Genomic DNA, 21,726 nt, shown 5'->3' with positions numbered 1-21,726 from the left:
CCCGAGGCCAGCCGCCACGTCCACCGCAGCGTGCAGTTGATCAAGTCGCTTGGTTGCCAGGTCGGCCTGGTGTTCAATCCGGCCAGCTCGCTCGATGTGCTCGACGTGATGCTGGACGAGATCGACTACGTGCTGCTGATGTCGGTGAACCCCGGCTTCGGCGGGCAATCGTTCATCCCCTCGGCACTCAAGCAACTGCTCAAGGTGCGCGCGATGATCGACGCCAGTGGCCGACCCGTGCGGCTGGAGATCGACGGCGGGGTGAAACCCGGCAACATCGGCGAGATCGCCGCCGCCGGGGCCGACACCTTCGTCGCCGGCAGCGCGATCTTCGGCCAGCCGGACTATGCCGCCGTCATCGCGCAGATGAAGCAGGCGGTGGTTGCCGCGCGTTGAGCCCGGCGCGGCACGGGCGAAGCCTGGCGAAACATTGATGCGGCGGCGGCTGTCGCGTGCGCGGCAGTCTCGGAAAGTTTGGGCGTCCTGCCCGTCCTTCATCCCTGCGATGACCTTCCATGTTCCGGGTGGTCCGTGACAGCGTGATGACAAAACGGCGTTTGCGTGCCAGGCGGACACGCGGTTAGGCTAGCGGCATGAACCGGGCGATTCCCTCGAACGCGCATGGCTGGCGATGGTGGCGTGGCAATGCCGCCGCTCTCGCCCGTTTGCCGCTTTCGAAGGATGCCGCTTGTGATCACGCACGCCCAGTTCGACCAGTACGCCGCTGAAGGCTTCAACCTTGTCCCCGTGGTGCGCGAGGTGCTGTCCGACCTCGACACCCCGCTGTCGGTCTACCTGAAGCTGGCCGACGGCCCGCACACCTACCTGTTCGAATCCGTGGAAGGCGGGGAGCGTTTCGGCCGCTATTCGATCATCGGCCTGCCGGCGCGCACGGTGTACGAGTTCCGGGGCCACCAGTTGGCGGTTCGCGAACACGGCGAGATCGTCGAAACCCGCGCGGTGGCCAATCCGCTGGCCGAAGTGGAGCGCCTGCGTGCCATGCACCAGGTGCCGCAGATCGACGGCCTGCCGGGTTTCACCGGCGGGCTGGTGGGCTGGTTCGGTTTCGAGTGCATCGAATACATCGAACCCCGATTGGCAGCGAACCCGAAACCCGACGAACTGGGCACGCCCGACATCCTGCTGATGCGCAGCGATGCGCTCGCGGTGTTCGACAACCTCAAGGGGCGGCTGTACCTGATCGTGCACGCCGATCCGCGCGAGCCGCAGGCCTGGGCGCGCGCCAACCGCAAGCTCGATGCATTGGCGCACCGGCTGCGCCACGGCGGCGCGCCGTATCCGGAAACTCTGCAGCCGGCGGCGCTGGACGAGGCCGACTTCGTCAGCGGCTTCACTCGCGAAGGCTTCATCGCCGCGGTGAAACAGGTGCAGGACTACATCCGCGCCGGCGACGCCTTTCAGGTGGTGCTCAGCCAGCGCATGAGCGTGCCGTTCGCGGCGCGGCCGGTGGATGTGTACCGCGCATTGCGTGCGCTCAACCCGTCGCCGTACATGTACTTCCTGGACGTGGGCGGCACCCAGGTGGTGGGCTCCTCGCCGGAGATCCTGGTGCGCCAGCAGCAGGGCAAGGTGACCGTGCGTCCGATCGCCGGCACCCGCCCGCGCGGCAAGACGGTGGAAGACGATCTGGCGCTGGAAGCCGAGCTGCTGGCGGACCCGAAGGAGCGCGCCGAACACCTGATGCTGATCGACCTCGGCCGCAACGACGTCGGCCGCGTGTCGCAGGCGGGCACGGTGGAGGTGGGCGAGCAGTTCGTGATCGAACGCTACAGCCACGTCATGCACATCGTCAGCGAAGTGACTGGCCAGTTGCAGGACGGCTTGAGCTACGCCGACGTGCTGCGTGCCACCTTTCCCGCCGGCACCGTCTCCGGTGCGCCCAAGATCCGCGCGCTGGAAATCATCCGCGAGCTGGAACCGGTCAAGCGCAATGTGTATGCCGGTGCCATCGGCTACATCGGCTGGCACGGCGATGCCGACACCGCGATCGCGATTCGCACCGCCGTGATCCAGGACGGCCGCCTGCACGTGCAGGCCGGCGCCGGCATCGTGTTCGATTCCGACCCGCAGCGGGAGTGGGAGGAGACCATGAACAAGGGCCGCGCCCTGTTTCGCGCGGTGGCGCAGGCCGCGCAGGGGTTGTAAGCCTGAACCGGCCCCAGCTGCGGGCTGTCCGGTTTTGCGATCGGATTCCGCTTGTACTGTAATCAATGTCTCCCCCGACCACCGGAGCCCGTTCATGCGCCGCCGCAATCTCCTGTTCGTCACCCTGCTCAGCACCCTTGCCGCCCTGCCAGCCGCCAGCCAGCAGGGTCCCACGCCCCCGACCCAGCTCTACATCGACGCCCTCACCCACAACATGGCCGGGATGCCGGACATGGGCGGGATGATGGGGGGAATGCTGGGCGGCATGATGGCGCGGCGCATGGGCGGCGGTACCGATACCGCAAGACCGGTCTATCCGACCACCCGCACCGGCGGCATGACCGGACAGTATCTGGACATCGCCCTGCACAATGCGCTCAAGCCGGGCGTCCAGGCCGACGACCAGATTCCGTCCGGACTGAACCTGGGGCGCTCTCTCACGCTCGTCCCGATCAGTGAAGCCTCCACGCCCGGAGAGCGGCCGACGCAGCGGCCATCGGCGACCACCGTCCCGGACATGGAAATGAAGATCGTCGAATATTGGGGCTGCGGCGCCGAGGTGCGGCCCGGCCAGCCCAAGATCACCACGATCAAGGTTCGCGGCGGCACCTTCGATCCCAGCAAGGGCCCGATGGGCATGCAGGGCTTCGGCGTCCAGACCAGCGGCAGCGTGTCGCGCGGGCTGTATGTCCCCGACCGCGACATCGGCATCCAGCCCGGCTACGTCTACTGGCCCAACCGCCAGTACGGCCGCCAGGTTCCCAACGGCGCCAGCCTGGCCGGCGACCACCGGATCACCGGCGACGGCATTCCGGCCTCGATGCAGTTCCAGGTCGGCCAGGCCGCGGACTTCATGCCCAGACTGAACCTGCGTTCACAAGGCGAGATGACCGACGCGGTGTACCTGGGCTGGCCCTCGGTCGCCAACGCACGCGCCTATTTCATCAACGGGATGCACATGAAGCAGCTCGGCCAGAATGCCTTCCAGATGACGGTCTGGAGCAGCGCCGACGTCCCCGGCGCCGGTGCCGAACTGCACGTGTCGCTGTCGAACGGCAACGTCGAAAAATGGCTGAAGCAGAAGGTGCTGCTGCCGGGGACCGCGACCAGCTGCGTGATTCCGCGCGGCATCTTCGCGGACGGCGGCGCTTCCGGCGCAATGCCGGCCATGTTGACGATGAGCGCCTACGGCCCGGAAACCTGGATCACCTATCCGCCCAGGCCGGCCGACCGCAAGCAGCCGTGGCATCCGGAATGGAGCGTGCGCCTGCGCACGCGTTCCACCGCCACCTCGATGCTGGGCATGGATTTCGGCAACATGCAGGACGACTCGCAGCGCGGCAACGAGCGGCAGCCGCAGCGCCGGCGCGGCGGCCTGCTCAACAGCATCCTCGGAGGCTGATCGCGGCACCTGCGGAACCTGCGACAATGGGCGCGCCGTTTCGCGCCCATCCGTCATGCCCTATCTGCAACTCACCCTGCCGTGCACCGAACGCCTGCAGCCGCGCGTTGAGCGCGCGCTGGAAGACGTCGGCGCGCTGGCGGTGACGCTGCAGGACGCCCATCTCGACGCCGCCGACGAACAGGCGATCTTCGAACCCGGCGTCGGCGAACTGCCGCTGTGGGACGAGATGACGGCGACCGCACTGTTTCCCGCCGAGACCGATGCCCTGCTGCTGCTGGCGGCGCTGGAGGCCTTCGACCCGGAGCTGGACTGGTCGCAGGCGCGATTCGAAAAAGTCGAAGACCAGGACTGGGAGCGCGCGTGGCTGGACACCTTCCAGCCCATGCGCTTCGGTGAGCGCACCTGGATCGTGCCGTGGAACCACGACTTGCCCGAGCAGGCGAATACGCCCGATGTGGCGGTCGTGCGGCTCGACCCGGGCCTGGCCTTCGGCTCCGGCACCCATCCGACCACCGCGCTGTGCCTGCGCTGGCTGGACGCTCTGGCGGTGCGTGGCGAACTGCAGGGCAAAAGCGTGCTCGACTTCGGCTGCGGCAGCGGCATCCTCGCGCTGGCGGCACTCAAGCTCGGCGCCGGAAGCGCCTTCGGCATCGACAACGACCCGCAGGCGCTGATCGCCACCGCCGACAACGCGCAGCGCAACGACGTGGCCATCGATGTGCGCCTTCCGCAGGATGCCCCTGAACGGGGCTACCCCATCGTGGTCGCCAACATCCTCGCCAGCGCGCTCGATGCGCTGGCCGAAACCTTGGCCGCGCGCACTGCGCCAGGCGGGCGGATCGCACTGTCAGGCATCCTCGCCGGGCAGGAACAGGAATTGCAGGAACGCTACGCGCCCTGGTTCGACGCGCTCGAAGTGGTGCATGAAGGCGATTGGGTGCGGATCGACGGCGTGCGCAACCACCGCGAGGCGACGGCATGACCCACGCCCCGAGCTTTGCCCACACCGGCAGCCGTGGCGGCGCGAATCCGCGGCGACGCGGCGAATGGCTGGCGCTGGTCGCGCTGGTCGTCGCCCTGCTGGCGCAGGTGGGCTGGCTGCAGCGCGAACAGCTTGCCGCCAGCCCGGAACTGCGACCGCTGCTTGTCTCGCTGTGCCGGTCGCTGCACTGCACGCTGCCGGCGTGGCACGAGCCGGCGGCCATCACCATGCTGGCGCGCGACGTGATCGCCCAGCCGGATCGTCCCGGCGTGCTGCGGGTACAGGCCAGCTTCCGCAACGATGCGCGCTGGCCGCAGCCCTGGCCGGCGCTGGCGCTGAGCCTGTCCGACGTCAACGGCCGCCTTCTCGGCGCGCGCCGGTTCCAGTCGGGCGAATACCTCGGCAAGGCGCCGCATCCGCTGCAGCTCGAACCCGGGCAGGCGGTGTCGATCGGCTTCGACATCGTCGAACCGGCGCCGAACGTCGTGGCCTTCGATTTCCGTTTCGAATGAACGGCCACGCACGGCGGCACGCAACGCGCTAGACTGAACCGACCGCCCGCCGCACTGCCGCGACGCGGTCGTCCCGAGGATCCAGATTGAGCCTCCCCGACACACGCCACAACGCCGGCCGCCCGCCGTTGCGTGACCACGTCGCCACTTCGGTGCGGCGCTTCCTGCGCGATCTCGACGGCTGCGAGGCCAACGACCTGTATGCCATCGCGCTGCGCGAACTGGAAATCCCGCTGTTCGTCGAAGTGCTGAAGCACTGCGGAGGCAACCAGAGCCGCGCCGCGGCGATGCTCGGCATCCACCGCGCCACCTTGCGCAAGAAGCTGCGCGATTACGGGCTGCCGGCCTGATCGCGGGCGCCGCGCCGGTATAATCGCAACTCCCCCTCGCTGCATCCCAACGCGCATGTCCGCCGATTTCCTCTCCGGCGCGCCGGTGACCGTTCACCGCGCCCTGCTGTCCGTTTCCGACAAGACCGGCCTGTTGGAACTGGCCCGGGCGCTGGCCGCCCGCGGCGTCGAGCTGCTGTCCACCGGCGGCACCGCGCGCGCGCTGCGCGAGGCGGGCCTGATGGTCAAGGACGTGTCGGAGGTGACCGGCTTTCCGGAAATGATGGACGGCCGGGTCAAGACCCTGCACCCGATGGTGCACGGTGGCCTGCTGGGCCGCGCCGGATTGGACGACGCGGTGATGGCCGAGCACGGCATCGACAGGATCGACCTGCTGGTGCTGAACCTGTACCCGTTCGAAGCCATCACGGCGCGCGCCGACTGCACGCTGGCCGACGCGGTGGAAAACATCGACATCGGCGGCCCGGCGATGCTGCGCTCGGCGGCCAAGAACTTCGCCCGCGTCGCCGTCGTCACCTCACCCACGCAATACCCGGAGCTGCTGGCGGAGCTGGATGCCGGCGATGGCGCGCTGTCCGCGACGACCCGGTTCAAGCTGGCGGTGGCCGCGTTCAACCGCGTGGCGCAATACGGCGATGCGATCAGCGATTACCTGTCTTCCATCACCGATGCCACACAGCCGGTGCCGCAGCGCAGCGCTTTCCCGGCGCAGGCCAACGGCAGCTTCGTGAAGGTGATGGACCTGCGCTACGGCGAGAATCCGCACCAGCAGGCCGCGTTCTATCGCGACCTCTACCCGGCGCCGGGCTCGCTGGCCACCTTCACCCAGTTGCAGGGCAAGGAGCTGAGCTACAACAACCTGGCCGATTCGGACGCAGCGTGGGAATGCGTGCGCCAGTTCGACGCCCCGGCCTGCGTGATCGTCAAGCACGCCAACCCCTGCGGCGTGGCCGTGGGCAGCGGTTGCGCGGACAGCTACGAGGCGGCGTATGCCACCGACCCCACCAGCGCGTTCGGCGGCATCCTCGCCTTCAACCGCCCGCTGGACGGTGCCACCTGCAAGGCCATCCTCGACCGCCAGTTCGTCGAGGTGCTGATCGCGCCGGACTACGACGCCGACGCGCTGGAATACGCGAAGAAGAAAGCCAACGTGCGCGTGCTGCGCATCCCGCTGGCGCCGCCCTCGCCCGGCTTCATCGACAGCAAGCGCGTCAACTCCGGCATGCTGCTGCAGACCGCCGACGACCGCGTTGTGACGCGCGATGAATTGAAAGTGGTGACGCAACTGGCACCGACCGAGGCACAGTTCAATGATCTGCTGTTCGCGTGGAAGGTGGCGAAATTCGTCAAGTCCAACGCCATCGTCTATGCCAGGGACATGCGCACGATTGGCGTGGGCGCCGGGCAGATGAGCCGCGTCTATTCGGCGCGCATCGCCGGCATCAAGGCGGTCGATGCCGGCCTGGTCGTACCCGGTTCGGTGATGGCCTCGGATGCCTTCTTCCCGTTCCGCGACGGCATCGACGCCGCCGCCGAAGCCGGCATCCAGGCGGTGATCCAGCCGGGCGGTTCGATGCGCGACAGCGAGGTGATCGCTGCGGCCGACGAGCACGGCATCGCGATGGTGTTCACCGGCGTCCGGCATTTCCGCCACTGAGACCGCAGGCATGAACCGCGCACTTCCCCACATCGCCCTGGCCCTCGGCACCGCGCTGACGCTGGTCGGCTGTGGCACGGGCAACTCGACGCAGCAGGCGCTTTCGCAGGCACAGGTCAAGCTGGCGGCGACGCTGCCCAAGCCCTACGTCGAGGATCTGGTGATCGAATCGGTGAAGATCGAAGGCGCTGCCCTGGTCGAAGTGATCCGCAGCCCGCTCGGCACCGCCGCCAAGACCCGCGAGAATCCGCGTTTCGACGAATTGCGCCAGGCCGAGGAGTTCTCACTACGCAGCTGGTGCAGCGATCCACTGATCCAGCCCCTGCTCAAGACCGACGCCGTGCTGAAACGACGCTTCGTCGATCGCAAGGGCGGGGTTTTTTTCGAAGTCGAGTTGCCGGCCCGCAACTGTCCGTCAACCACGCCGCGCGCAGACGCAGCGGCCACGCCATGAGGATGCCGACGTGAAACTCCTGGTCATCGGTTCCGGCAGCCGCGAACACGCGCTGGCGTGGAAGCTGGCGCAATCAAAGCGCGTCTCCGAGGTGCTCATCGCCCCCGGCAACGCCGGCACGGCGACCGAAGCCAAGTGCCGCAACGTCGCGGTCAAGGCCAGCGACATCGCCGGCCTGCTGGCTCTGGCGCAGCGCGAAGGCGTGGCGCTGACCGTGGTCGGCCCCGAGGCGCCGCTGGTGGCCGGGGTGGTGGACCGCTTCCGCGCCGCCGGCCTGCGCATCTTCGGGCCCACCGCGGCCGCCGCGCAGTTGGAGGGCAGCAAGGCTTTCGCCAAGGATTTCCTGGCCCGCCACGGCATTCCCACCGCGTTCTACGCCGTGCATTCCGACGTCGATGCCGCGCTCGCCTACGTGCGCGAGAAAGGCGCGCCGATCGTGATCAAGGCCGATGGCCTGGCCGCCGGCAAGGGCGTGATCGTGGCATCGAGCCTGGCCGAGGCCGAGGCCGCCGTGCGCGACATGCTGGAAGGCAACGCCTTCGGCGATGCCGGCGCGCGCGTCGTCATCGAGGAATTCCTGGAAGGCGAGGAAGCCAGCTTCATCTCGATGGTGGACGGCACGACCGCGCTGCCGATGGCGACTTCGCAGGACCACAAACGCGTCGGCGACGGCGACACCGGCCCCAACACCGGTGGCATGGGCGCCTACTCGCCGGCGCCGGTGGTCACGCCCGAGGTTCACGCACGCATCCTGCGCGAGATCGTGAAACCCACGGTCAAGGGCATGGCCGACGACGGCATCCCGTTCACCGGCTTCCTCTACGCCGGGCTGATGATCGACGCCAGCGGCGCGCCCAAGGTGATCGAGTTCAACGTCCGCTTTGGCGATCCGGAAACCCAGCCGGTGCTGTTGCGCCTGCAGTCGGACATGGTGGAACTGGTCGAAGCCGCCATCGACGGCCGGCTCGACGCGGTGGAGGCGCAGTGGGATCCGCGTCCCAGCCTCGGCGTGGTGATGGCCTCGCGGCCGTACCCGGAAGCACCGGTCACCGGCGATGCCATCAGCGGCCTTCACGCCGTTCCCGCCGGCGCCAAGGTCTTCCACGCCGGCACTGCGCTGGATGGCGACGGCCGCGTGGTCAGCGCCGGTGGCCGCGTGCTGTGCGTGACGGCGCTCGGCGCCACGGTGTCGGAAGCGCAGCGCCACGCCTACGCCGGCGTCGCCGCGATCGCGTGGGCGCACGAATTCCACCGCAGCGACATTGGCTGGCGTGCGATCGCGCGCGAGCAGCAGGACTGACGTTTTTCCCTGATTTCCGTCCCATCTGCCGCAGAGGGCACCACCATGCGCAGCGTCCAGATCGTCACCGTCGGCCAGCCGCTGCAGGCACGTGAAGTTCCGCTGCCGATTCCCGGCAACGACGAGATCCGCATCCGCGTCGAAGCCGCCGGCATCTGCCATTCCGACTGCCACTACCGCTGCGGCACCGCCAGCGTGGCACGCCTGCCGATCACGCCCGGGCACGAAATCGCCGGGCGCATCGACGCCCTCGGTCCGGGCGTGGACGAACTTGCCATCGGCGAGCGCGTGGCGCTGCATTACCTCGTGACCTGCGGCCGCTGCGACTATTGCGCGCGCGGCCTGGAGCAGTTCTGCCGCAGCGTGCAGATGCTCGGCAAGCACCGCGACGGCGGCTATGCCGAATACGTGGTGGTGCCGGCGCGCAACGCGATTCCGGTGCCCGACGGCGTCGGCATCGCCGAAGCGGCGATCATGATGTGCTCCACCGCCACCGCTTTCCACGCCCTGCGCAAGGCGCGAATCGCCCCCGGCGACCGGGTGGCCATCTTCGGCTGCGGCGGGCTGGGCCTGTCGGCGATCCAGCTGGCCCGCGCCTGTGGCGCGGCGCGGGTGTATGCGGTGGATATCGACCCGGCCAAGCTCGCCGCCGCGCAGGGCTACGGCGCGCTGCCGATCGATCCGGCCGACGGCCCGGTCGTGCGCCAGCTGCGCGATGCCACCGGCGGCGGCGTCGAGGTCGCGCTGGAATTCGCCGGCCTGCCGCTCACCCAGCGCCAGGCGGTGGCCGCTCTCGCGGTGCAGGGCCGCGCGGCGATCGCCGGCATCACCCAGACCCCATTCGAGGTGGACAGCTTCGGCGACCTGATCAACCGCGAATCCGAGGTCATCGGCGTCTCCGACCACCTGCGCAGCGAACTGGTGACGCTGATGGACTTCGCCCAGCGCGGCCTGCTGGACCTCGCGTCCGTGGTCAGCCAGCGGGTCGCGCTGGAGGCTGACGCCATCAACGCCATACTGGACGCGCTGGCCGGTTTCCGCGGCACCTCCCGCACCGTCATCGCGCCCTAGGCAACCGCAGGGGTCGGCGCCGGAGGAAGAACACCCGCTTCGCTGCGGCGCGTGCGCGCCGACGGATCGCTGTTATAATCCGCGTTATAACACCGTATCTTCGAGGCCCGCCATGAAGCTCAAAGTCACCGCCATCGGCAACTCCGCCGGCGTCATCCTGCCCAAGGAACTGCTGGCCCGCCTGCGTCTGGACAAGGGCGACGAGCTGTACGCGCTGGAAACCCCGGACGGCGTTCGGCTGACCACCTACGACCCCGAGCTGGCGGCCAAGATGGAAGTGGCCGAGCGCATCATGCGCGAAGATCGCGACCTGCTGCGCAAGCTGGCGCAGTAGGCGCGCCGTGATGATTCTCTGGGTCGATCGCACGCTGGCGCTGGCGATCCACGAGCGCCAACTGGCCGAACACGGCGGTGGCAGCGGCGTGCGCGATGAAGGCCTGCTGCAATCCGCACTGGCACGTCCGCAGCAGCTGCTTGCCTACGGCGACCCGCCGCCCGACCTCGCCGACCTGGCCGCCAGTCTCGCCTTCGGGCTGGCGCGCAACCACCCGTTCGTGGACGGCAACAAGCGCACCGCGCATGTCTGCTATCGCATCTTCCTTGCGCTCAACGACGCCGAACTGACAGCCAGCGCGGAAGACAAGTACATCCACATACTCGCCCTCGCCGAAGGCAGCCTGAGCGAAGCCGAATTCGCCGTCTGGCTGCGCCCGCACCTGCGCCTCCAGCACAAGCACCGCGTCAGCGAGCCGGCGCGGGGGTGAAGGCGCCCGCAGCGGCGTCAGCCGTCCAGTGACTTGACGTACAGCACCTTGCCGCCGGTCGCCGTGGTTTCCCGTTCGACGACCGAAAAATGCTTCGGGTGCTTGCGCAGCAGATCGCTCAGTTTCTTCTGCCCGTACAGGCGCGGGTCGAAGTTCGGCTTGATCTTGTTGAGGTAGGCGCCCATCGCGCCCAGATGCGCCCAGCCCTCGTCGTCGGAAGCCTCCTCGATGGCCTGCCGCAGCAGGTCCAGCGGCAGCGGCAAGGGGGCGGCTTTCGCCGGCGATGGCGCAGCGGGCGCCGGGGTTTCCTGCGCGGGTGCGGGCAGTTTCGTGGTGGCCTGTTCCTTCGCCGCGGTCTTCTGCGCGGGCTTGGCCGACACGGCGGGCGCTGCCGGCTCCGGCGCTTCGGCGCGCAGCACCTCGGTATAGATGAACTTGTCGCAGGCCTGCACGAACGGGTCCGGTGTCTTGTGCTCGCCGAAGCCATACACGGTCAGCCCTTCCTCGCGCAGGCGCTGGGCCAGGCGGGTGAAGTCGCTGTCGCTGGACACCAGGCACATGCCGTCGAAGCGGCCGGTGTACATCAGGTCCATCGCGTCGATGATCAGCGCGCTGTCGGTGGCGTTCTTGCCGCTGGTGTAGGCGAACTGCTGCACCGGATTGATCGAGTGCTTCAGCAGCACCTTCTTCCACTGCCCCTGCTGCTGGGTGGTGAAGTCGCCGTAGATGCGCTTGACGCTGGCCAGCCCGTATTTGGCCACCTCCGCCAGCAGCCCTTCGATCACCGAGGCCTGCGCGTTGTCGGCGTCGATCAACACCGCCAGCCGGCGCTGGCCGTCGTCGTGGGGCACGTGGGTGCGGGGTTTCATGGGGTGTCTCCTTGAATCGTTGCGGGTTGTGGCGAACAGGCGAATGCGTGGGTCATCGCTGGAAAAACCGGCTTTGACCCCAGTATCTGCCGGTATTCGATCATCGTGGTTGGAGAGGCCGGCGACGACGTGATTGGGACGCTCAACGCTGAATCAAGCCGCGCCCCGAAGCGGTCGGCCTGGACGATTGGTCAGGCTGTTGCCCAGCCGACAAGTTGGCTGATACCGCCAACTGCAAGCTCGACCCAGATTGCCAGAACAAGGCCGGCAATGAACAGCCCGAGAACTGCTCGGTGGGCAGGGGCTCTCATTCTTGTCGAAACAAACTCGTACAGGGTTCCCGCAGCAAGCAGCAATGCTCCCATGACGGCGAAATCCAAAGGCCCCCAGTGCCAACCGCTGCCCGGGGCTTTGTCACGGTCAACGAGCGTCATGACGAGCGGAATGGAGAGCAACAAAGCCGTGCCGATGACGGGGCGCAGAAGAAATCGCATTTTCATAAGGACACCATCGCCGAATTTCAACACGAAAACACGCGTCGGAGGCGACATCTTCTGGCTGCATGTCGGGAAAAGTCGACTCCGAGCCCTGATTCTTTTCACTTCCAGCGTCGTGCAAAATTGTCTCTGACACCATCAATCTTGTTCGTTTTGGACGCCATTTATTTGGGTTGAGACCTGTATTTCCGCTCGTCAAAGTCAGACACATCAAACTCAAATACGGGCGCCCCCTCTTGATAAATGTTGACGGAAATACGGACGCGCTTGGCCTTCTTCAGGCTTGCTATGAACTTTGGATAATTGCGAATAAACACACTTTCCGTGCTGTTATCTGCTGGCCCCACACCAGAGTAAGTGACAGGTTTTTGATCGTCAAAGCGAACGAGAACGTTGCAGGCTTCGTACGAGCGACAGAGTATTTGACCGCGATCAATTGTTAGTATCACATCCTTGCCGTGGCGCGGATGTTCCCTAAGCAGCAAAGTTGCGTGTTGGGCGCCAGAGTATGGCGGCTGAAAACTAACTGTATTAGTGCTTGTCACTCCAGCGAAGCGAGTCACAGCGCTGGTCATTGGGTCTGACTCTTGATTGTATCTCCACTGTGATCCCGGTTGAGGTGGCGTTGGCGGTGGAGATGGAACCGCGGGGATCCCTCTGCTTTGAACAGGGTTTGAGTATGTTGGTGATGAGTGAGATGAAAGTGACGAGCATTGCTCAATTGCTGCCAACGCAACAATGATTCCAATGAACCACAAAACCGCCTTTGCACAGCCAGACGTGCGGACTTGCTTCGCCCCGCAACTTGGGCATGCATCTGCGGTTGTACTTATGTCAGCTTTGCATTCTTTGCACTTCGTCATCGCCATTGCATGTTCTTCCCACTGCCATGATGTTTGGTGTTAAGCCTAACGTCAATTAACTTCCGAATTTGAAAAGTAACACTGCCGGGTAATGATGCAGTTTTTTCTTTAATTCGTGAAACGCGGATCAGAGTTGATTCTAGTTCGTTGCATGTAACGTCAATCAGATAATGCGTGGGGAATCGATGGGAAATATGGCTTTGACAGCGGCTTGATCCACTAATCAACCGTCTCAGGATATTGCTTTAACAGTGCGTGGACAATGCGGTTGCGTTGCGTGTCGCTCAATGGTGCTCGGCCAGCGGTTTCGCTAAACAGAGAGTGGAAGCCGGGATTGATTACGCGCACATCGCTTTGATGGGCCTGTTTGGTGAAAGTGACGAACCATCCCGGCAGGCAGACTACAGGCAACACAGGCACATCTTCGCCAAGCTCTCCGTGCAGGTAATCCTTCAACCATCTGGCTTGCGCGCGTGCTTGTTCCAATGGACGCATTTCTTTCCAGTTTGGGAAGTGGATGCATTGGCCGTCGTAGCTGACTTGTGCTGACTCCTTGCCCGTTCCCGGTTTGCGGCGCGACTTTGTTTCCACCATGAACACGGCAGTAGCGCCAATGACAACATGATCCAGATTGAAGTCGCGCGCAGGAATGTCATGAAATACGCGGAAGCCCTGCAATTGCAGGCGATCCAGCTTTTGCGCCACGGCGATTTCTGCCTGCATGCCCTCTTTGCAGTTACGCCATTCGCGATAAATTGGCAGTAGTCGAATGACGATCCAACCGCAGAATGCAGCCGCCAGCGCAATTACTCCCCAGTCCACCCAAGACAAACGTAAAGCGGCCCATTGCACACGCGGCAACAGGATGACCAGCAAGACTCCAGGACCAATGATTGCCAGCAGCAAGTTGGCTGTGTCGATCCGGTCTGACAGATCAAGCATTCGTTGACGTAATTGTTCACCTGGCAGGTGTACCAATTTTTCCTTCAAAGGCGAGCGACGGCCATCCAACTGCCGCTGTCGGCGTTGCCAGAAAACCGCTCCCCCGGAAATCAGAAGCGGCAACAACATGAAAATCAGCAAAACCGTGATTGAAATCAACGTATTCACGCTTGAACGTCCTTTTTCTTCTGCGTTTTCTTCGTCTTGTTCGCCGGCAGGAGGCTGGTGAGGGCTTGGTAGCGTTCGAAGAGGAAGGCGACGCGGTCGGCGTCGGTGGCGAGTTTGGGGGGTTTGCGGCCGGCGGTTTTTTCGGCGGCGAGGTAGGCGGCGTCCACGGCTTTGTCGAGGGTGGCGTGGGCTTTGACCAGTGCGGGTGGCATGGTCAGCGGGTCGTAGAGGTCGGCGAGGGTGGCCTCGGGGAATTGCGCGCGGGCGTCGAGCACGGCTTGCGCGGCGGTTTCGATGGCGGCGCGCGTGCGGCGTTGCGTTTCCTCGCTCGGCAGGGTGTCCAGCTCCGGCCAGGGGAAGTTGTTGTAAACGATGCCGGCGGAGTAGCGGTAGTCGCTTTTCAGGCGACCGCAGACGGTGCGCGTCCATGCCATGTGCATGGTGGAGGTCACGATACCGAAGTGGAACAGGCTGGCATGTGGCGCAACTTTCACCAAATTGCTGCACAGCGTATCGGGCGACATGAACCCGATGGGAATGAACGCGCGTCGTTCCGATGACACTTCAGGAATCACCAGATAGTTGTCATTCGGAATGTTCTCCACATGGAAGCGCGTTGGCGTCTGCGCCAGCTTCTGCGTTGGCGCGCTCTTGCTCTCTAGGCGGAACTTCCGCACGGCTTCCACGCGCTTCAACGCTTCCGGCATCTTGCGCAATTCTGAAGGGGGACATTCGCCCAGCCACAGGCACCAGCGTTCCCAGCCATTGATGAACTCGTCGGCGCCAAGCCAGCGACGGAACCACTTCGCCGAAGCCGGTTCGATGGCAATGAATGCATCGCGCTCTTCGGTCGTGAACAGATAGTTTCCGCCATCAATCGGCTTGTTGCCGATGCCGATTTCCGGCACGTCGCAGATCGGCTTGTTGCGGCTGGGCAACAGCACATCCGCCGCATCCACCAGATACGGATTGATGTTGCCCACCGCCAGCTCCTGCGCCTCGCCGCGAATATCCTCGTAATCGAACAGTCGCTTCGGTGCGATGTCGCTGCCCGCAAAGCCGACGATGACGCAGTGCACCGCCGCCACGCCGCGCGCTTCGTTGTTCCACTGGAAGGTGCGATGGGCGAAGAAGATGCGCATGCCCAGCCGGAGCATTTCGCCCCACAGCACGCCGACCTGCTCGCCCTGGGTGATGGAGTTGGTGGAAACGAAGGCCACGCGAACCGCATGGCCCTCGATGTAGTGCGCGGCCTTCAGATACCACGCACAGACGAAATCCAGCACGCCCGCGCCCTTCAGCGGACCGGCCACCGCCAGCAGGTCCTCGCGCTGTTCGGCGCTCATCATCTTGGAGCCCACGAACGGCGGATTCCCGAGGATGTAATCCACCTCCGCCGCCGGCACCACGTCGTTCCAGTCGATGCGCAGGGCGTTGCCGTGCACGATGGTCGCGGATTTCTTCAGCGGCAGGCGAATGACGTTCTCGCCGAACTGCGCCGAGACCTGCTGATTCATCTGGTGGTCCATCAGCCACAGCGCCACCTGGGCGATCTGCGCCGGGAACTCCTCGATCTCGATGCCGTGGAACTGGTCCACGTCCACCAGCACGTGGTCCTGCACGTGGGCCAGCACCGACTGCTGGCGATCGAACTGGCGGCGCAGGATCTCCAGCTCCAGCAGGCGCAGCTCGCGGTAGGCGATGATGAGGAAGTTGCCGCAGCCGCAGGCCGGGTCGAGGAAGTTCAGCGTCGCCAGCTTGCGGTGCAGTTGCGCCAGCTTGCGTTCGTCGTGACCGGCCTTGTCCAGTTCGGCCTTCAGGCCGTCGAGGAACAGCGGGCCGATGAGTTTGAGGATGTTCTTTTCGCTGGTGTAGTGGGCGCCGAGGTTGCGGCGGGCCTTGGCGTCCATCACCGACTGGAACATCGAGCCGAAGATGGCCGGGCTGATGCGGCTCCAGTCCAGCGCGCTGGCGTCCAGCAGCAGGCCGCGCATCGGGGCGTTGAAGTCGGCCAGCGGCAGGCGCTCCTCGAACAGCTTGCCGTTGACGTAGGGCAGCTCGGCGAGTTGCTCGTCCAGCGTGGTCTGGCGCTTGTCCGGCGCGGTGTCGAGCACCTGGAAGATGCGCCCCACCCACATGCCGAGGTCGCTGCCGTCTTCGCAGGTGCGCTGCGCGATCAGTTCGTGGAAGGCCTGACGCGGGAAGATGCCGGTGTCGTCGGCGAACAGGCAGAACAGCAGCCGCACCAGCAACAGTTCCAGCGCGTGGCCGTCGAAGCCGGCGGCCTTGAGCGCATCGTGCAGGCGGCCCATGCGCTCGGCGGCCTGCAGGTTGACGGGGTCTTCTTCCTTGTAGCTGCGGGTCTGGTAGCCGCTGATGAAGCCGAAGCGGCCGATTTCCCTGTGCAGCTCGGCGAGGGTGAACTCCGCCGGCGCGTCGCCGCTTTCCAGATCGTGCAGGCGGAAGCGGCGGAAGTCGGAAACCAGCACGTAGCGCGGCAGTTCGCCGTCGCCGAGGCCGGCGAAGTAGTCGGTGGCCTGGGCGTAGGCGGCGTCGAGGTCACGGCCTTCGCTCTTGTGCTCGATCAGCAGCACGCCGGGCCAGAACACGTCGATGCGGCCGTGCTGGCTGCCGTTGAAGCGACGGGCCTTCTGCTCGAACACCGCGACCCGCCGGCGGTTGACGCCGAAGACGTGGAAGAACGCATTCCAGAAGCTCTGCGCCTCGGCGCGTTCGCTGGTCTCGCCTTTCCACTCGCGGGCGAAGGCGCGCGCGCGTTCGCGGATTTCGTTGAGGCTCAGGGGCATGCTTCGAGGATACCCGAGGCGGTCGCAGGGCGGCTCGGGCGCCGCGCGCGGAGCCGGCGTGGCCCGCCGTGCGTTCCGACGCGGCCGTCGCGCCGGACTCGGACGGATCGCGCTGTTCAGCACGCGGCGGCGGCCGCTGGCGACAGCGGCAGGATCACCAGCGTGGTGAACTCCTGGTAGCGCGCATCCGGCAGGTCGCACAAGCGCAGGCGGTCGATGCGGGGCGCCTGGACCGGCAGCTGCGCCGCTTCGTAGAGAATCACCTCGTGGTCGGCCGGGTACCAGCGCCGCAGCTTGTCCACCAGTCGCTGCAGCTGTGCGCTGTCGGCCTCGCGGCGGGTGCAGGTCAGATCCCCGGTCAGGGCCACCTGCCAGAGCAGCACCAGCCCCGCGGTATCCAGCTGCCGCTCCTGGCAGAGGAACGCCGTCGCTTCCAGCGACTGCACGCCGCGTCGCCCCGGATCCACCCCAAGATCGGCGTACAGGCAGGCCTCGGCCGAAATTCCCGGTTCCATGCGGGCGTCGAAGCCTTCCTCACGCGCGCGCCGCACCACCCGATGCGGGACGTCCGCGAACACGCCCGGGTGCCCGTAGAACACGGCGCACACGCGCTTGCCGGAGCGCACCTGCGCCATGATCGCGGCATCGATCTCGGCGTAGGTGAGGCGCCGGTCCTTGCAGTCCGCGTAGTGCTCGCCGAGTTGGATCACATCCGGGCGCAGCTCGCGGATCGTGGTCAGGGCGAACGGGTCCACGAGGCACATCACCACGTCGGCCAGACGGATTTCCGACTCGCAGCGCTGGCTGATGTGGCGCCCGAGCTGGATGCCGCTGCCGACGACGACCAGCTGGCCGACGCCGGGTTTTGCGGCTTCCGGCTCGGTCGCCAGCTCGACCCGGTTGCGGCCCTTGCGCTTGGCCTCCAACAGCGCCATGTCCGCCGCGTTGACGAGGTCCTCGAAGCTGCCCTGCTTCGCGTCCGAATCACAGATGCCGGCGCTGATGCTGAAATCCACGTGGACGCCGTTGACCGTCACCGGCGCGATCAGCTCGCGCAGCGTCTGCGTCACCGCCAGGGCCGCCTCGGCGTCGCCGCGCACCAGCAGGGTGAACTCGTCGCCGCCGCTGCGGCCGGCAACGCCTGCGTCACCGACGGCACGCTCGATCCAGGCGCCCAGTTCCTTCAGCACCGCATCGCCGGCGGCGTGGCCGTGGCGGTCGTTGATCTGCTTGAACTGATCGATATCCAGGACCACCGCACTCAGAACGCGATCCTGCGCTCGCGCCGCCGCCAGTTCTTCCCGGCCCACGCTGCGGATCTGCTTGCGATTGAGCAGCCGGGTCAGGCCGTCGTGCTCGGACTGCCAGCGATAGCGCTGGCGTTCGCGCGCGGTGCGCTTTTGCAGGACGAACAACATCGTGGCAAGCAGCAGCAGGATCAGCACGCCAGCGACAAGCAGCCACAGCTGCCGCCGCGCCGCGGTGATTTCCAGGCGGGCCACGTTCTGTTTCGCCTGCAGCAGCTCGATCTGCTGCTGCTTGAACTGGGTGTCGAACTTGACCTGCTCGTAGGCGATCTGGCGCCTGCGCTCCATCGCCTGGTTTTTTTCCACCGCCGCCATCGCGGCGTTCAGATGCGCCAGTGCGCCCTGTGGATCGCCCTGACGCTGTGCCAGGGTAGCCAGCAGTCGTTCGGCGCTTTCGACAACGTTCCACAAGCCTTCCGCCCGGAAGTAGCTCGCGCTCGCTTCCAGCAGCGTTCGCGCCTGCTCCGGATCGGATCCGAGGGCAATGGAGCACTCCGCGATGCCGATCTCGGCCTCACGAACTCCGGGTTGGTAACCGACCGCGCGAAACCGCGCCAGCGCCTTGCGATACCAGGACAGGGCTTCCCTCGGCTTGCCGAGTTCCGTATCCACCTTGCCCATTCCGGCCTCGGCGGAACCGATGAACAGCACGTCTCCGGCGCGACCACAGGCCTCGATCTGGCGCCTTCGCCAGGAACCGGCTTCGGGATACCGGCGCGCCGCCTCTTCCACGATCGCCATTCCGGCCGTGGCCCGGCACTGCGCGATCGGATCCGTGCCCTGTTCCGCATGCCGCACCGCGCGCATCGCGAATTCGCGCGCCTTGGCGGCTTCCCCCACCATCGAATACAGATAGCCGGCAATCAGCTGCAGCCGGGGCGCTTCGTCCGGCGCCAACGGCATATACCGCAGACTCTGGTTCAGCCAGGTAAAGGCCAGAGTCCATTCCTCGACATTGGCCGCGATGTTGATCGCGGTGGAATACACCTTCACCCGTAGCGGCGCCGGCATGCGCTGTCGCAGCAGGGCGCTCAGGCCGGCAAGTGCGTCTCTCTGCCTGCCCGCGATCGCGAGATTGCGCAGGCGCACGTACTCGACCCGCTGCCGCTGTTCCGTCGTCAACGCGTCCGGATGCGCCAGCAGCGCCGCGATCTTCGCGTCCACCGCCGCCACGGACGACGAGGTGGAGAGCCGCTCGACTTCCCGGACCTGCGCTTCCGGGTCATTGCCCGCAAGGGAGGGCGCACAGGCAAGCAGCAGCGCAAGCGCCACGGCTCGAAACAGCGCGAATCGCGGGCGCCGAGGGGCCATGGCCGGACCGATCAGTCGTCGTAGGCGAAGATGGTGATCTGGATGGCCGAAAACTGCCCGTCGGCCAGTCCGGTCAGCCGCTTGATCGCCTCGAAATCCTTGTCCCGCAAAGCCTTGCGCTCTTCCTCGGACAGCCCGGCACGGCGCATGACGCCCTCCGGATCACGCTCGTATTCGGCCGCCAACGCCGCATCGCGCCCGAGCTCGCGCATCAGCTTCAACAATTTCGACATGTGACCCCCGATGGCGCTTGGGGCATGCCGGATGAACTGCGCGCGCATGCCCGAGCGTCCTCGACGTTAGCACGTCGAAACACGCGTTGCAGCCCATTCGTGCAAATCGACTCCACAGCCCCCTGTGCGGGTACCCGCAACCGGAAGGAACCGGCTGCCGCCTATCGGGGAGAGGGTTCGTCTATGCGGTACAAGGCATGGATGGCCTGCCCGATGCGCCGGCGCTGGTCGGCGTCGAATGCCGGGCGATCCCGTGTCCGAGAAAATTCGATCGCGGCGTCCGCCGGGGCGATGACGCGCACGTCCCCGGAATCGGCCCCGGCCTCCTGCAGCACCTTCCAGCCCGGCAGGCACAGCACCGACACCACCGGCACCGCCTGCCCCAGCGTTTTCTCCAGATGTTCGGCCAACCAGCGTCCCTGCACGCGGGCCTGCTCCAATGGGCGGGTCTCCGACCAGGTCGGGAAGTGCAGCGTCTGGCCGTCGAAGCGCACCTCGGTTCCGCCATTGGCCCTGCCATAGCGGCGCGCCTTGGTTTCCAGCGCGAACACGGCAGACTGGCCGACCACCACGTGGTCGATGTCGAAATCGGCCACGGGGATTTCGTGCAGCACCTGCCAGCCCTGCGCCTGCAGCCCATCCAGCCGTCGCGCAACCGCGACCTCGGCGCGCACGCCATCGCCGCCGCCACGCCGTTCCTCCCACAGCACCGAGAGCTGGCGCAAGGTCAGCACCGTCCACGCCATCGCGATCACCAGGATCACGCCGTCGATCCAGGTCAAACGCAGCGCGTCCCAGGCGATCTGCGAGGCCACCACCGCGATCCACGCCACCATGCCGACCAGCAGCATCTGCACGGTCAGCCATTCGATCCGGTCGCTGCGCGCCTCGATCCGCTTGCGCTGGCGCTCGGCCGGCAGCTGCGCCGCACTGCCGTCGGATTCGTCCTGCTGCAACAGCAGGCGACTCTGTCTGGATTGCCAGTACACCACGCCCACCGCCATCGCCAGCGGCAGGCTGGTGGCGATCACCGTGACGATGGCCATTGAACTCACGTCCATGCCGGGTCCTCAACCTCGATTGCGCAGCGCCTGCCGAAGGACAATCGCTCCGGCAATGCCAAGGATGCCACCCAGCACGACCAGCAGCAGCCGGTTCTCGCTTTCGATTCCGGTCAGCCGCGGGTCGAACAGCGGCTGCCCGGCAACGATCCGCGCGGTCCAGCGATCGTTGGCATGGCTGCGCCCATAGATCCGTCGGGTCACCGCCAATTCCGTCGACTGCGGCACGCCGGGGCTGGGCGAGGCCTGCGCCAACTGGAGAAGGTAGGCGGTGCGGCGGGTCCTGCCTTTGCCGATCTCCTCCTCCTTCTGGCCGGTGACGACGTACTCGGCCACCGGCGCGGCGGCGGCTGCGTCATAGGTACGCAGCGCACCGTGATAACCGACGAAGGCATACAGCAAGGCGCCGGCCGCGAGGATCAGCAGCATGGCGGCATGGGGAATGCTGGCGCGGCGCGCAAGGGACATGAAGACTCCGGCGAATGCCGCAGAATGATAACCCCGGCCGGATGGCGTTCTGCGTTCCGCTATCCTCCCCTGGTTTCCCGATGCGACCGCCCATGTCCGGACACAGCCAGTTCAACCTGCTGCGCCAGCGCCGCTTCCTGCCCTATTTCGTGGTGCAGGCGCTGGGCGCGTTCAACGACAACGTCTATCGGCAGGCGATCATCGGGCTGTTGGCCTGGATGGCGGTCGGCCCCGCGCAGATGGGTCTGTACGCGAACCTGGCGCCGGCGATCTTCATCCTGCCGTTCTTCCTGTTCTCGGCCAGCGCCGGGCAGATCGCCGAGCGGCTGGAAAAGCAGCGTCTCATCGTGATCACCACCTCGATGGAGATCGCGATCATGTCGCTGGCGGCGGTCGGCTTCGTCCTGCAGAGCATGCCGGTACTGCTGGTGGCGCTGTTCTGCACCGGAATGCAGTCGACCCTGTTCGGACCGGTGAAGTATTCGATCCTGCCTTCGGTGCTCAAGCCGGAGGAACTCACCGGCGGCAACGGCCTGGTG

20 protein-coding genes and 2 pseudogenes are annotated in these 21,726 nt (G+C 66.1%); 13 read left to right on the top strand and 9 right to left on the bottom strand.

Features of this window, described 5'->3' with window-relative positions; all coding sequences use genetic code 11:
* The 12 genes and pseudogenes from Q0X16_RS10390 to Q0X16_RS10335 all read left to right on the top strand — a co-directional run.
* A pseudogene (locus Q0X16_RS10390) lies at positions 1-396 on the top strand (ribulose-phosphate 3-epimerase); the annotation flags it as partial.
* A 294-nt stretch (positions 397-690) separates the two neighbouring features.
* A complete protein-coding gene (gene trpE / locus Q0X16_RS10385; protein ID WP_297833885.1) occupies positions 691-2,166 on the top strand; it encodes an anthranilate synthase component I in 1,476 nt (491 codons plus the stop codon).
* Between the two features lie 94 nt (positions 2,167-2,260).
* Positions 2,261-3,568 carry a hypothetical protein gene (locus Q0X16_RS10380; RefSeq protein ID WP_297833882.1) on the top strand — a complete coding sequence of 436 codons (1,308 nt, stop codon included), beginning with the start codon at positions 2,261-2,263 and terminating at the stop codon, positions 3,566-3,568.
* A gap of 55 nt (positions 3,569-3,623) precedes the next feature.
* The gene (gene prmA / locus Q0X16_RS10375; protein ID WP_297833879.1) at positions 3,624-4,553 is read left to right on the top strand and encodes a 50S ribosomal protein L11 methyltransferase; all 930 of its coding nucleotides are present in this window, start codon (positions 3,624-3,626) and stop codon (positions 4,551-4,553) included.
* On the top strand, positions 4,550-5,065 hold the full coding sequence (locus tag Q0X16_RS10370; protein ID WP_297833877.1) for a DUF3426 domain-containing protein: 516 nt from the start codon (positions 4,550-4,552) through the stop codon (positions 5,063-5,065). Before prmA ends, Q0X16_RS10370 begins: the two co-directional genes overlap by 4 nt.
* Positions 5,066-5,151: 86 nt before the next feature.
* Entirely contained in the window at positions 5,152-5,415 is a 264-nt protein-coding gene (gene fis, locus Q0X16_RS10365) for a DNA-binding transcriptional regulator Fis (protein ID WP_297833872.1), read from the top strand.
* A 55-nt stretch (positions 5,416-5,470) separates the two neighbouring features.
* On the top strand, positions 5,471-7,072 hold the full coding sequence (gene purH, locus Q0X16_RS10360) for a bifunctional phosphoribosylaminoimidazolecarboxamide formyltransferase/IMP cyclohydrolase (protein WP_297833870.1): 1,602 nt from the start codon (positions 5,471-5,473) through the stop codon (positions 7,070-7,072).
* Positions 7,073-7,082: 10 nt separating this feature from the next.
* A complete protein-coding gene (locus Q0X16_RS10355; RefSeq protein ID WP_297833867.1) occupies positions 7,083-7,526 on the top strand; it encodes a hypothetical protein in 444 nt (147 codons plus the stop codon).
* Between the two features lie 10 nt (positions 7,527-7,536).
* Positions 7,537-8,826, top strand: coding sequence for a phosphoribosylamine--glycine ligase (purD, locus tag Q0X16_RS10350; RefSeq protein ID WP_297833864.1), 1,290 nt, complete (start codon positions 7,537-7,539; stop codon positions 8,824-8,826).
* A gap of 45 nt (positions 8,827-8,871) precedes the next feature.
* Positions 8,872-9,897, top strand: coding sequence for a zinc-binding dehydrogenase (locus Q0X16_RS10345; protein WP_297833862.1), 1,026 nt, complete (start codon positions 8,872-8,874; stop codon positions 9,895-9,897).
* Between the two features lie 112 nt (positions 9,898-10,009).
* Positions 10,010-10,231: an AbrB/MazE/SpoVT family DNA-binding domain-containing protein gene (locus Q0X16_RS10340; RefSeq protein ID WP_297833859.1), complete on the top strand. Its 222-nt coding sequence runs from the start codon at positions 10,010-10,012 to the stop codon at positions 10,229-10,231.
* A 10-nt stretch (positions 10,232-10,241) separates the two neighbouring features.
* Positions 10,242-10,661: a type II toxin-antitoxin system death-on-curing family toxin gene (locus Q0X16_RS10335; RefSeq protein ID WP_297833856.1), complete on the top strand. Its 420-nt coding sequence runs from the start codon at positions 10,242-10,244 to the stop codon at positions 10,659-10,661.
* A gap of 17 nt (positions 10,662-10,678) precedes the next feature.
* Here Q0X16_RS10335 and Q0X16_RS10330 read toward each other — a convergent pair whose 3' ends face one another.
* The 9 genes from Q0X16_RS10330 to Q0X16_RS10290 all read right to left on the bottom strand — a co-directional run bounded on the left by Q0X16_RS10330 (position 10,679) and on the right by Q0X16_RS10290 (position 21,187).
* Entirely contained in the window at positions 10,679-11,530 is an 852-nt protein-coding gene (locus Q0X16_RS10330; RefSeq protein WP_297833853.1) for an NYN domain-containing protein, read from the bottom strand.
* A 191-nt stretch (positions 11,531-11,721) separates the two neighbouring features.
* On the bottom strand, positions 11,722-12,054 hold the full coding sequence (locus Q0X16_RS10325; protein ID WP_297833851.1) for a hypothetical protein: 333 nt from the start codon (positions 12,052-12,054) through the stop codon (positions 11,722-11,724).
* Between the two features lie 137 nt (positions 12,055-12,191).
* The gene (locus Q0X16_RS10320) at positions 12,192-12,602 is read right to left on the bottom strand and encodes a hypothetical protein (protein WP_297833848.1); all 411 of its coding nucleotides are present in this window, start codon (positions 12,600-12,602) and stop codon (positions 12,192-12,194) included.
* 507 nt (positions 12,603-13,109) lie between these two features.
* Positions 13,110-14,000 carry a nuclease-related domain-containing protein gene (locus tag Q0X16_RS10315; RefSeq protein ID WP_297833845.1) on the bottom strand — a complete coding sequence of 297 codons (891 nt, stop codon included), beginning with the start codon at positions 13,998-14,000 and terminating at the stop codon, positions 13,110-13,112.
* Positions 13,997-16,807: a DNA methyltransferase gene (locus Q0X16_RS10310; RefSeq protein WP_297833843.1), complete on the bottom strand. Its 2,811-nt coding sequence runs from the start codon at positions 16,805-16,807 to the stop codon at positions 13,997-13,999. The genes Q0X16_RS10315 and Q0X16_RS10310 overlap by 4 nt, the downstream gene beginning before the upstream one ends.
* A gap of 116 nt (positions 16,808-16,923) precedes the next feature.
* Positions 16,924-19,425: a diguanylate cyclase gene (locus tag Q0X16_RS10305; RefSeq protein ID WP_297833840.1), complete on the bottom strand. Its 2,502-nt coding sequence runs from the start codon at positions 19,423-19,425 to the stop codon at positions 16,924-16,926.
* A gap of 11 nt (positions 19,426-19,436) precedes the next feature.
* Positions 19,437-19,658, bottom strand: coding sequence for a hypothetical protein (locus Q0X16_RS10300; protein ID WP_297833837.1), 222 nt, complete (start codon positions 19,656-19,658; stop codon positions 19,437-19,439).
* Positions 19,659-19,819: 161 nt separating this feature from the next.
* On the bottom strand, positions 19,820-20,719 hold the full coding sequence (locus Q0X16_RS10295) for a nuclease-related domain-containing protein (RefSeq protein ID WP_297833834.1): 900 nt from the start codon (positions 20,717-20,719) through the stop codon (positions 19,820-19,822).
* A 9-nt stretch (positions 20,720-20,728) separates the two neighbouring features.
* Complete coding sequence (locus Q0X16_RS10290) at positions 20,729-21,187, bottom strand: hypothetical protein (RefSeq protein ID WP_297833831.1); 459 nt, start codon at positions 21,185-21,187, stop codon at positions 20,729-20,731.
* A 92-nt stretch (positions 21,188-21,279) separates the two neighbouring features.
* On the opposite strand from Q0X16_RS10290, the pseudogene Q0X16_RS10285 reads away from it, so the two are divergent.
* Positions 21,280-21,726 (top strand): annotated as a pseudogene (locus Q0X16_RS10285) (MFS transporter); the annotation flags it as partial.

The organism is Thermomonas sp. (assembly GCF_025993755.1).
In the GTDB taxonomy this organism is placed as follows: domain Bacteria; phylum Pseudomonadota; class Gammaproteobacteria; order Xanthomonadales; family Xanthomonadaceae; genus Thermomonas.
The sequence above is the reverse complement of the archived record's forward strand: the minus strand, read 5'-3'. Positions and strand labels throughout refer to the sequence as shown.